General features: G+C 32.3%; 12 protein-coding genes. All 12 read left to right on the top strand.

Annotated elements, in window-relative coordinates; translation table 11 throughout:
• The first annotated feature begins 173 nt into the window (after window positions 1-173).
• The 12 genes from ACFOUY_RS09695 to ACFOUY_RS09640 all read left to right on the top strand — a co-directional run bounded on the left by ACFOUY_RS09695 (window position 174) and on the right by ACFOUY_RS09640 (window position 10507).
• Window positions 174-1001, top strand: a complete 828-nt coding sequence (locus ACFOUY_RS09695) for a hypothetical protein (RefSeq protein ID WP_378960311.1) — start codon at window positions 174-176, stop codon at window positions 999-1001.
• An 86-nt stretch (window positions 1002-1087) separates the two neighbouring features.
• A complete protein-coding gene (locus ACFOUY_RS09690) occupies window positions 1088-1441 on the top strand; it encodes a helix-turn-helix transcriptional regulator (protein ID WP_378960310.1) in 354 nt (117 codons plus the stop codon).
• Between the two features lie 101 nt (window positions 1442-1542).
• Complete coding sequence (locus ACFOUY_RS09685; RefSeq protein WP_378960309.1) at window positions 1543-2721, top strand: VapE domain-containing protein; 1179 nt, start codon at window positions 1543-1545, stop codon at window positions 2719-2721.
• 150 nt (window positions 2722-2871) lie between these two features.
• The gene (locus tag ACFOUY_RS09680; RefSeq protein WP_378960308.1) at window positions 2872-3738 is read left to right on the top strand and encodes a toprim domain-containing protein; all 867 of its coding nucleotides are present in this window, start codon (window positions 2872-2874) and stop codon (window positions 3736-3738) included.
• A 163-nt stretch (window positions 3739-3901) separates the two neighbouring features.
• Window positions 3902-4192 carry a plasmid mobilization protein gene (locus tag ACFOUY_RS09675; RefSeq protein WP_378960306.1) on the top strand — a complete coding sequence of 97 codons (291 nt, stop codon included), beginning with the start codon at window positions 3902-3904 and terminating at the stop codon, window positions 4190-4192.
• Window positions 4173-5594, top strand: coding sequence for a relaxase/mobilization nuclease domain-containing protein (locus ACFOUY_RS09670; protein ID WP_378960305.1), 1422 nt, complete (start codon window positions 4173-4175; stop codon window positions 5592-5594). The genes ACFOUY_RS09675 and ACFOUY_RS09670 overlap by 20 nt, the downstream gene beginning before the upstream one ends.
• Before the next feature lie 5 nt (window positions 5595-5599).
• A complete protein-coding gene (locus tag ACFOUY_RS09665) occupies window positions 5600-7201 on the top strand; it encodes a type IV secretory system conjugative DNA transfer family protein (protein WP_378960304.1) in 1602 nt (533 codons plus the stop codon).
• Window positions 7202-7218: 17 nt separating this feature from the next.
• Window positions 7219-8700 (top strand): hypothetical protein, encoded by a 1482-nt coding sequence (locus ACFOUY_RS09660; RefSeq protein WP_378960303.1) that lies wholly within the window; start codon window positions 7219-7221, stop codon window positions 8698-8700.
• Between the two features lie 15 nt (window positions 8701-8715).
• Window positions 8716-8889 carry a hypothetical protein gene (locus ACFOUY_RS09655; RefSeq protein WP_378960302.1) on the top strand — a complete coding sequence of 58 codons (174 nt, stop codon included), beginning with the start codon at window positions 8716-8718 and terminating at the stop codon, window positions 8887-8889.
• A 13-nt stretch (window positions 8890-8902) separates the two neighbouring features.
• Window positions 8903-9526: a metallophosphatase domain-containing protein gene (locus ACFOUY_RS09650; RefSeq protein WP_378960301.1), complete on the top strand. Its 624-nt coding sequence runs from the start codon at window positions 8903-8905 to the stop codon at window positions 9524-9526.
• A gap of 125 nt (window positions 9527-9651) precedes the next feature.
• The gene (locus ACFOUY_RS09645) at window positions 9652-9960 is read left to right on the top strand and encodes a hypothetical protein (protein WP_378960300.1); all 309 of its coding nucleotides are present in this window, start codon (window positions 9652-9654) and stop codon (window positions 9958-9960) included.
• Between the two features lie 151 nt (window positions 9961-10111).
• A complete protein-coding gene (locus tag ACFOUY_RS09640; protein WP_378960299.1) occupies window positions 10112-10507 on the top strand; it encodes a hypothetical protein in 396 nt (131 codons plus the stop codon).
• Window positions 10508-10592: the final 85 nt, after the last annotated feature.

The following is a 10592-nucleotide window of genomic DNA, read 5'->3' as shown; positions in this document are numbered from 1 at the left end:
GAACATTTCGTTTGACTGTAAAACTGGTTTTTTCATATCATGATTTTTAATCAAAATTAACAGTCAAACCAAGCTTTGTCAAGACGGGTTGGTCGGATGCTTACGTTGATTTGGTATTTGCAGATGCTTATGATTTGCACTTTTATAAGTTACTTGGCTGGGTATCTAATTTTATGGAAGGCGAAAGTGTATGGGGTGAGTTAAGTTTTATATCGGTGGTAATAATGCAGAGATTCGAAGAGGAGTCTTTCTTTGAAGGTTTTGAAATAGCCACTCGTAATTTGTATATGACATTGAGAGCTACTTTAAAGGCTCTGTTTCGTTATTTAGATGATGGCCCTGCTAAGATGCTTTTGGAGGAAGAGTTGTATTATCTGTATCTCAAAAGCTATTTGGAAATGGCCGCTTATGAAATAGAAGAGGATCATATATTATTTAAATTCAAAAAAGAGGTTTTAAATGGGTTGTTGTTAAGAAAGGAGACTTTCCAAGAAATTGTAACATTTAATAAAGTTTCTAAGGGAACAAAACTGAGTTATAAGTCCTTCAAATTACAGATGGACGAACAAATTAATAAAAACTCCGGTATGCATAAATTTGGAAAAAAAGGATTTTTTGACCTTTGGGATAATGTTGATGAATCAAGAGCATTTAAATTGCTTGAAGATTTTATTGCACTGAAGCCAGACTTTGGTCTAGAAAGCGTCGATGGTAAATATAGGTATGACTCTAATCAATCTCACTCAGGGGTCAAAATGGCTGGGTTTCTCGTTGCACTTTCCGAAGGGGGATGGATAAAAATATTTTCTAGAAAATCAAGCGAACCGATATATGATGGGAAGACTCTAACTCGAATAATTAACGAGTTCTTTGGGTGTAATTTAGCAGAAAAGGGCGAGCCATTTCAAAAAGCTAACCTAGATAATTTAAGAGACAAGCTGTCATTATATCCATCTCGTGTTGAACCAATATTAAAAATAATAGGTATAAATAATTTCTAAGAGAAAAAACTTCGCTAAGCGGAGTGAGCGGAGTTTAAAGATAAAAAATGATAGAATATTGTAGCTGAAATAAAATTTATTCAGTTATGATTATAAACTCAGCTAACGACAAAAGACTTATAGATTTGACAGTTTCGGAACTGGAATCTATAATAGATGGTAAGCTTGCCAAAGCTTTTCCAAAAGAAAATCCTGTTTTAACCACAGATACCATTTCTGGTTATTCACTAGCAGAACAGTTAACGGGTTACGCCCGTCAAACACTCTATCAATTAGTTTCAGAGAATAAAATTCCTTTCATTAAACTTCCTTCGGGAGGAGTACGCTTTTCAGAAAAGGATTTGACCGATTGGTTGAAATCATATAAAAGAAAAACGTCTGATGAAATTCTAGAAATGGCAATAACGCTACCATTGAAAAGAAAATTAAGACGTAAATAAAAAGCGAAAACACTCTAAATGTTCTCGCTTAATCTCTTACTGGGTATAATTTCTTAGCAGTATAAATATACCCGTTTCATTAATCATATCAAATTTTAGAAATGGCAAAAGACACAGATGCTGGCATCGTAAAGGTGTTAGAATATCTTCCAAAGCATTACGATTTTCGAAAAAACATTATTGCTAATGATGTTGAATATAGTCCCAAGAATAGTAATGAATGGAGTACAGTAAATGAAAATTCTCTGTATATAGAACTTCGTAAAAAAGGACATAGAGTTTCTATTTCAGATGTTATTATTTTTTTAGGGAGTACAGAAATAGCAGAATTTGACCCTTTTAAAGAGTATTTTAATAAAGTTAAACATCTCTGGAAAGAAGAAATACATGGTGATTATATTGAGAAGTTTTCAAATTATGTGATAGCTAAAATCCAAGTTCGCTTTAACGACCAGTTTAAAAAGTGGTTAGTGCGTTCAGTTGTTTGTGCATTAGTTAACGAATATTTTAATAAACAGGCATTTATCATCGTTCATGACAAGCAAAATAGCGGAAAGACAAGTTGGACACGCTTTTTAGTACCGAAAGACCTAGTTAAATACCACGTTGAAAATATTGCGCTCGATAAAGACAGCTTAATTGCATTATGCCAAAATGTAATAGGGATACTTGATGAATTAGCAACATTATCAAAATTTGAAATCAACTCCTTGAAATCTACAATTAGCAAAGCATCGGTAAATGTTAGGCACCCGTATGAACGTAGAGCAAAGCTTACTGCAAGAAGGATATCATTTATAGGCAGTACAAATAGGATGGAGTTTCTTTCTGATGAGACAGGTAATGTAAGATGGCTTTGTTTTGAAATTGAATCCATCAACTGGAAATACCGTGAGGAAATTGATGTTAATATTCTTTGGTCACAAGCATATAATCTTTATTTAAGTGGATTTAAATATGAGATGACTGCGGACGAAATTGCTGATAACGAGCGAGCCAATGAGCAATTCCAAATGGTTTCCACGGAAATGGAACTTATTCAAAAATATTACTCACCTGGTACCAAGGAAGACCACGAACAATTCTATACACCCACTGAATTTCTAATTTATTTAACCGATAAGGTGGAAGGGAAATTAAAACTGAATGCTATAAGCTTAGGTAAAGCACTGAAAATTTTGGGCTATGAAAAGATGCAGAAAAAGGCGCATGAGGGAAAGATTTATCCAGTAAGGGGATATTATATTAAGTATAATGACCTGACTACCTACTATGATTAAAATAAAGAACTAATTATCAGTAAGTTAATAGGTAGCTAGATTAAATATTTATCTGACTACCATCTAGCTATCTGACTACTTGTAAAAATGATTATGGTAGTCAAGTAGTTAGAATAGTTACTAGCTATTGAAAAAATATAAAATATGAAAATGAATATACAAGAAGCAAAAAATCAGATACACATACTGGATTATCTATCACAAAAAGGTATTTTCCCAGTGAAAAAATGTTGTAATGACCATTGGTTTAAAGGTGTTTACAGAGAGGAAAATACCCCTAGTCTTAAAGTGAATGCTTCTTTAAATAGATGGTACGATCATGGAACTGGTACAGGTGGTAACATTATTGATTTAGCACTGAAACTTGGAAACCTTACTGTAAAAGATGCTTTGGCAGACATCCTTAATACCAAAGAGAATTCTTTTTCTTTTCAAGCGCAGCAATCAGACTTAACAGTTGAAAATAATACCAAGGTATCAAATTTAATTATTCTAAGAGAGCAGGGACTTCAAAATAGAGCGCTCTTGCAATATGCTGCTGAAAGAGGTATTACAGAAAATATTGCTAAAAAATACTGCGTAGAAGTTTATTATAAAATTATAAGCTCAGGAAAATATTTCTTTTCAATTGCTTTTAAAAATGACCTTGGCGGTTATGCTCTTCGTAATAAATATTTTAAAAATGCCAGTTCGCCGGCTGGCGTAACCTCTATTGGTTTTGACAAACCAAAAGTCAAAGTATTTGAAGGTTTTTTCGATTTCCTTTCATTCAAAATGTTATCAAATACCAATGACTATGATGCCATAATCCTTAATAGTCTAGCCCATATTAATCAGGTTGAAGAATCACTTTTAAACTATGATTCAATAGAGCTTTATTTAGATAATGATACTAGTTCGAAAAATCTAAAATCAAAATTAAGAAGGAGATACGAATCTGTAGTAGTCGATAAAAGCGACGGCTACAGTGACTTCAAGGACTTGAACGAAATGTTAATTTCTACGAGAGGCATTTAGCGATTTGTGCGAAGCAAGGGGGGGCGGATGTACATACATTTCACTTGTTTCATTCACTACGTTACATTCACTTCGTTTCAATGCATGTACATTCCGCCAGCCCCTTGAAAAAGCTTAACGCTGCGCTACTTTTTGAAAACCCAAAACTTAAATAACTATTTCAATGGAAAAAGAAACCAATATCAATTTTAGAATTTCTCCAGATGATAAATTGAAAGTTGAAAAAAAAGCAGAAGAAGCAGGTTTGGCGCTTAGTCAATTTGCTAGAAAAGTTTTACTGGATGGAAATGTGATTAAAGTAGAATTAGAAGATAGAAAAATCATTTCTGGAATCGCAAATAACCTTAATCAGTTAACTAGAAAGTTTAACAGAACAAATATTCTACCAATAGAAACGGTGGATACATTAAATGATATCATAAAAGCTTTACGTCATGCCTATCGCAAATTGTAATACAGGGAATGGTTTCACAGGTGTCCTGTCATATATTCATCAGGAAAATAAACAAATACCTGAGGGATTAAAGCATCAGGTTATGGAATATAATAACACGTTTGGTACTATCAGAGAAATGGCATATCAAATGAGAGAAATTGCAAATGAGCGTAAAACAGTCAAAAAGCCAGTTTTACACATACAAATTAATTTTCATCCTGATGAGAAAATTAATTCTGATGAAAGCCAAAAGGTCATAAATAGTTTGTTAAGGGATATAGGAGTGAAGAAAGACAATCATCAATATTGCATCGTTGCTCATAAAGATACCGCTCATTTCCATGCTCACGTAGCTGTAAATAGAGTTGGTCTTGATGGAACTTTAATAAATGACCATCGTATTAAGGACCGTTTACAAATTGCCTGTGATAAGGTTGAGAAGCTTAAAGGGTTACGTCCAACGGAAAATAGAACTGTTATTTATGAACCTAATGATGAAAAAGGCTATCGTTATATCAACTCAAACAAAAAAGGTAAACAAAAATCCAGGCTCGATAATACTAAAGGGGCAAAAGAAATTAAAGAGACCATTAAAACAGATGTTTTGAGTGCTTTACGGAATTCAGAAACACCACAAAATTTGAAGGAATATTTAGGGTTAAGGGGTGTTGACGTAAATTTTGCAACAAATATCAAGGGCATTTATGGAGTTAGCTTTAGAAAAGATGGTTTTGCTTTAAAAGGTTCAGAAATTGGATTAAGATGGGCTGAAATCAATAAAAAACTGGAATTGAACTCAATGATTAAAGAACCAAATTTATCTAATAAAAAGATTATGAACCCAACAATTGAGGAGCAAAAAGAAATCGATTTCGTCGCAAAGTATAATAAGGCGATATCAGATGTAATAAACGATTTTAAGGGCGAGGTAAAGAAAGAAAACGTTACTGTAGAGTTGGAAAGTGTCTTTTACAAGCATGGTTTTAAAGATACAGTTGATTCATTCGTGTTTTATCAAGAGGGTCAAAAATTAACTATCCCGAAACAAGAATTCCAAAACATTCAAAAAAATCTAATTAGTCAGTATAATAACCATTTTGATAGACTTCTTGCTTATAATGATATAATGAATGACAGTCCCCAAAAAATAAATTTTTGGGATAGTGCAAAAACAAAAACGTTGAAACGACTTGAAAATCAAGAGCTAGCATTCAATCAAAAGAATTTAAAAGAGCCAATATTTTCGGTGATAGTAAATATTGATGTACGTGACTTTGAAAAGAAAGCAAGTTTTGATGTAAGAAAAGAAGATTTATTACAAAGGGAGCTTAGAGAGAAATTGAAAGCAAAATTCCAGGAAATTATGGATGAGCCAGATAAAAAACCAAAAACCGACTTTATTAGATACAGATTAAAATAAAAATTATGAAGGGATTACATCATGAGCATCAACTTCCAAGACGGAATAAAGCTAAACGTTATTTGATATTTATAGCGCTTTTTATTGGACTCATAATATCGTTAAGGCAAAATGGGAGCAGCTATTTTACAATATTTTTCGGTTTTGCCTTTTGGGGAGTGATTTTCTTAGGATATAAGTATTTCAAGAAAGAGAGAAATTCTATTCAAGGTGACGCCACCTCGCCCTCTAATACTCACAAATCAGAAACAAATAACCAATTGTTTGTTCATCAATTGCAAATAGCAAATCCATATTCCGGGATTTTTATTAGTGGAGGCGCTGGAAGTGGAAAATCAAAATCAATCGTTGAAGCTATAATTTATGATGCTGGCAGTAAAAATTTTAGTGGCGTAGTGTATGATTTCAAATTTCCTGAATTAGCTAAGCATGTAGAGACTGCATATGCTGATAGTAATGTTAATCGATACTATGTCAACTTTACTGATTTAGAACTTACAAATAAACTAAATCCTATTGCACCAGAGATAATGCGGAATGCTTCTTTTGCTCGAGAGTTTGCAGGGGCAGTATTAAAAAATACCAATCCCGAGAGTATTAAAAAGCCTGATTTCTGGAGTGATAACAGTCAAACGCTACTTAGCGCAGTTTTTTGGTATTTGCGAGAAGAACACCCGCATTTCTGTACCTTACCTCATGCAATCAGTCTTGTGGTTCAGCCAAATATAGAAGCACTCATTAAATTGCTTCAAACTAATTATCAATGTGCTGATATGGCTGCTCCTATTGCAATGGCAATAGAATCTGGTGCATCAAATCAGTTAGCCGGGGTTGTATCAAGTTTGCAGATCTCATTAAATAAAATAAACACTCCGGAGATTTATTATGTAACCGGCCAGGGAAGCGACCTAAGTTTAAATTTAAATGACCCAAATAACCCCAGCATCTTAGTTTTAGGGAATGACCCCACTTTAGTTGACACATATGGGCCAGTAATTGGATTAATGTTGACAGCGATAACAAAACAGCTTAATCAACAAGGAAGAGAAAAGAGTATAGTTCTTATAGATGAATTTCCAACCATTTTTATTCCTGGAATAGAAACTTTACCTGCAACAGGACGAAGTAATAAAGTTTCAACAATTCTTGCTTGCCAGGACATTACCCAAATGATAGATAAATATGGCAAGGATAAGTCAGATACAATACTTTCAAATTTGGGGAATCAATTTTATGGAAGAACCACAAATCCTCAAACAGGACAAAGAGTTAGCCAGTTGTTTGGTAAAGAAGATAAACTTATGGCAAGTTCAAGTATCAATAATCCAGGTTTTTTTAAACCAAAAACCAATTCTGAAAGTTGGAGCTTTCAAGAAAAAGACTTGGTTAAGGTTCAAGATGTAGCAAGCTTAAATACGGGAACATTTTATGTGATTTTAAGTGAGGCAGATGAAAGAATGGGTAAAGTGTCATTCCCTATCAATAAGTCTTTTAAATATTCATGTTTGCCTATTAATCGCCAGGTAACTAATGAAGATGTAAAGGCAGTGTACGTTAAAATAAAAAAGGAAGCTCAATGCATGCTTAATCAAGTCATGGATATTTAAATAAAAATTAAAAAAAAATGCAAAAATCAAAAGGGCAAAAAGTATCAGAATCCAAGAGGATTTCGCTTGTAGTAATGCAAAAATTATGTTCAGAAATTTATAAGAAGCTTTATGTAATTAAATCATTAAGCTATATTCCTAAAATAACGGGAGGTTATAAAACTATACTGAATTGTGAATGTAAAAAACACAAAATTTGTTTTTCTACAACTATGGATAAATTTTTAAAAGCTAATCAAGAAGAAAATCGAACATCTTGTGTTTTCTGTAGATATGATAAGCGTAAAGAAAAGTACAACATTGAACATTATCAAAAATTAGTTGATGAGAACAAAGGCAAACATGTTGCTTTAGTTAAAAGAATATTAAATAATAGGCTAACGATGAAATGCTTAAAGCATAAAATTGAATACTCTCAGTCTCTTAACGGTTTAAAAAGATGTGGGTGCATTAAGTGTCTTCATGAAACTCCTAGAATGAACTCGAAAGTTGATATATTCCAGGTAAAGAATGATATTATACAGTGGGGTAGCTCAATAATTGCTTTGAAAATTTTTGGCAATTACAATAAGTTAACTGGTGAAGTAAGAAATGTTTTATATAAATGTACTAAAGCCGGACACGAAGGAGATATCATTAAGCCTTTGAATAAGCGTCTCTCATCTAATCCTTGTGTCAAGTGTGCAAAGGAAGCAAAATCTATTACTCATATTCAAATGGTTGAGAAGGCCCTGGTTATTCATCCCATTGCTTATATTTATGGTAAACATCGTGAAATATATACCATTAAGGATAAAATACATTTTACATGCTCAATTCCTGCTTGTTCAAGAGATAATGTAAAGACCTTTAAAAGTCATTTCTATAAAAAGAGAGGCTGTATATACTGCGTTCGCAAACTTAATGGAGAAAAGCAAATTAAATCTGATGAGGAAATTTATGCTCAGTTAGAACAGTTTGGAAAAAAGGGGTTTAAATTAACAGGGGAAAAAGACTTTGATAACACTAAGAAGAATTTGTTAAGGCAGTTTGTTTGCGAAAAGCATAATGAAGATTTTTATTCTTATGCTACTAAGTCGTATTTAAAGCATATTGGTTGTAAAATTTGCAATCAAAAATCTAAGATGGAACATTTCATCAAGGGATATTTGGAGATGAAAAAAATTGATTTTGAACCGCAAAAAAGATTTAAAGATTGCGTAAATATTAATCAACTTCCTTTTGACTTTTACATACCTATCGTTCCTTCAACTAAAAAAAGTATGCTTATTGAATATGATGGCGGACAACATTTTTTGCCAATCTATGGGGAGGAAATGCTCAGGCAACAAGTTAAGAGAGATTTCATCAAAACTAATTATGCAGATTCTGTAGGAATTGAATTAATTCGTATTCCCTATACTCTTGATAATGAGATTGTATCAATACTTGATGCGATTTTGTTTAATGATAGGAACAAAAATAAACCTCAAAAAAGATTCATTCAATCTACCGAATAATAAAAAACATTAAAAATGGAAAAAGTATTAATTGAAAAGGTTGGTTGGATGCAACAATTTAAAATTACAGAATTTGAGAACTACTGTCAGAAAACAGGTATAGTAGCAAATGGAAATTTAATAGGCTATATTTCAATTTCAGGGAAATTGTTTTGGTTACCAAAGGGAACACACGTTTTTATTGGATAAATTTAATTTAAAAATGAAAGTAGTAGCAATTTCTGATACACACATGCGACAGAAAGATATTATTCTTCCTGATGGAGATATTCTCATCCACGCTGGAGACTTATCATTAACAGGGACAAAGGAAGAAATAGTTAACTTTTTAATGTGGTTTTCTGAACAGCCTCATGAGTATAAAATTTTTATTGCTGGTAATCATGATTTTATGTTTGAGACCCGACCTGGTGAAATGAAATCTTATATTCCAGATAATGTTATTTATTTGGAAAATAGCGGGATTAATATAGATGGAATAAATATTTGGGGATCGCCAATACAACCTACTTTTTATGACTGGGCTTTTAATGTGGATAGAGGTGCTAAAATTAAAAGATATTGGGATTTGATACCTGATAACACCGATATTTTAATTACGCATGGCCCTCCTTTTGGGAAACTAGATGGCAACCATAATAAAGAACGTGTAGGTTGTGAAGAATTAGCATTGGCAGTAGCTCGAATTAGGCCTAAATATCATATTTTTGGGCATATACACCAAGGGTATGGACAACTTTCTGATGGGGTTACCAATTTTATAAATGCGAGTTTATTGAATGAAAAATATATCTATACAAATGAACCCATAGTTTTTAATTTTTAAGAAACTATTAATTAGTTCTATCCAATCTTTCTTCAAAATAATCGAATTTGTATATCTGCAAGTTTGTTTGGGTGTTTATCCAGCAATCTAAAGAATGAAGATAATAAACAGTAAATACCATAATTGTGCTTAAACTTCCTAAAACCCAAGAATACACTCTCTCAAAAGCAGAAAGTAAATATCATTTTTTATCTTTCATTTTAGGAAGTATTTTTTCTTTATCGCAATTAGGTATGGCTTTACTTTTGGTCTATGAAGCAGGTGAAAGTTTTCTTATTTTATTGAGCGCTTTACTTGCTGGCTATTTTTTGAACACAGCGTTAAATGAGTTAAGATTATATAGAAAAGAAAGATTTAAGATGAAACAAATTGTCTTAGAGGTTATGGAGAAATTTACTAATAGTTACGAAGAGATTAAAGCAAAAACTGGATAATATCTGACAAAAAATATTTCTTTGGGAATAATTTTTTTAGTACTTTTAGATAGTAGGGGTTGAGAGCCTTACATCAATATTCAATATTGAGAGCGTTAATTTAGATTGGGAGTAGTAAGAGATTGCTACTCCTTTTTTATGAAATTTTAAAATGCAAGGAAACAGATTATTGACCAATCTTGATATTTCTCAAGGGCAAAAACAAATTATTGATACGGCAATTGAATTATTGGAAAAATATAAATTGTCAAATATTGATAGAAACAATCATGAAGCTAATTTTGAATTGCTAGATATGCTAGCAAATAATGAAATTGTGATAAATGATAAATACACAGGATGCTCAATACCTACTAAGACTATTTCTAAACACTACTTGAGTTGGTTAGTTTCCACTTCCCAAAATGAAGTCCCCAAAAATCTTGAAAATTTTGATTTCAATAGAATGATATTTAATGGTTCCGTGGAAGAGCAACATTATGGGTATCATAGGGGTGATGAAAATTTTGCTTACGAAGGTGGGGCAACCCCAATGTCATTAAGTTAAGGATTTTTATATTGCATCTTTTTGATTTTTAGTTACTTTAGGTTTCACTCTGGCTCTGAACTTATCCTTATTCCTTTGATTTGTT

The organism is Pedobacter jamesrossensis (genome assembly GCF_042650905.1).
Taxonomy (GTDB): Bacteria; Bacteroidota; Bacteroidia; order Sphingobacteriales; family Sphingobacteriaceae; genus Pedobacter; species Pedobacter jamesrossensis.
This window is presented reverse-complemented; position numbering and strand designations above follow the sequence as displayed.